Source organism: Micromonospora sp. M61 (genome assembly GCF_018070245.1).
In the GTDB taxonomy this organism is placed as follows: Bacteria; Actinomycetota; Actinomycetes; order Mycobacteriales; family Micromonosporaceae; genus Micromonospora; species Micromonospora zamorensis.
Genome location: NZ_JAGPYA010000168.1, coordinates 1 through 1,076, shown reverse-complemented (window position 1 = coordinate 1,076; position 1,076 = coordinate 1). Strand labels below are relative to the sequence as shown.

Annotated in this window: 1 protein-coding gene; it reads left to right on the top strand. The window is 68.3% G+C overall.

Going from position 1 to position 1,076, the window contains the following annotated elements:
* The first annotated feature begins 235 nt into the window (after positions 1–235).
* Complete coding sequence (locus KBX34_RS33130) at positions 236–886, top strand: HAD family hydrolase (protein WP_307871557.1); 651 nt, start codon at positions 236–238, stop codon at positions 884–886.
* Positions 887–1,076 lie beyond the last annotated feature (190 nt).

Below are 1,076 nucleotides of genomic sequence, written 5' to 3'. Positions count from 1 at the left end.
CGGCTCGCCCGGCTACGCGAGCGCGGCCTGCTGTGACTGACACCGGCCAGACCCGACCTCCGCATCGCTCGTCGGCACGTCCGGACGGCACTCAGGCCAGCTCGGCGGGCGCGCGCCTCGCGGCAGAAGAGCGTACGCATGAAGGTGCCGGCTGTGCCGGTCTGTGATGGCGGCTTCGATACGAGGGGCGCCTGGCGACCGACCGGGGTCAGATCCAGTCGGGTAGCGTCTCACCGTGTATCAGGCGATCTTGCTGGACCTGTACGGCACGCTCGTACAGGATGATGAGAGCGCGGTTAATGACGTCTGTGTGCAGGTAGCAGATTTGATCGCAGTCGATCCGTCTGCTATCGCGGCAGAGTGGTCCCGACGGCTGGAGGCCAGCGCCGAAATGGCGTATGGGGCCGATTTTCGTACGCTCGCAGACCTGACGCTCGGCAGCCTCACCGAGGCTGTGGCGAACTTCGGGGCATCCGTGGAGCTTGAGCCGATCTGCCGCAAGCAGCTGCACTCCTGGCGTCATCCACCGTTGTACGACGACAGCCGGCCGTTCCTCGATGCTGTGAAGGTGCCGGTGTGCTTGGTCTCCGACGTCGACCAGGACGACCTGACGGCGGTGCTGCGGTGGCACGGCATCGCCGTCGCCGCAACGGTGACCAGCGAAGAAGCCCGCGCATACAAGCCCCGCCCCGAACCGTTCCAGCTCGCGCTGGCCCGCCTCGGCCTGGGCCCCGGCGACGTGATCCACATCGGTAACTCCGTCGCTGGGCGTGGCGTCGCGGCCGAGGCGTTGCGCCGCCGGGGCATCCCTGTGTTTCCTCACCACGACCTGGAAAGGGCAGCGGCTGCTCTGGCGGAGCAGGAACGGCAGCACGGCAACGGCTGACGCCCGCTCGTCGCAGCGTGCGGTATCACCTAACGCACTCACATCGGCACGTCCGGACGGCAGTCAGGCCAGCTCGGCGGGCGCGCGCCTCGCGGCAGATCCGGAACCCGTCCCGGCGCCGGGGCGGGTCAGCGCAAGCCACGATCCGGGTCCTCGAACCGCAAGTAGCCGCTGGTGATGGTTCCGTCTC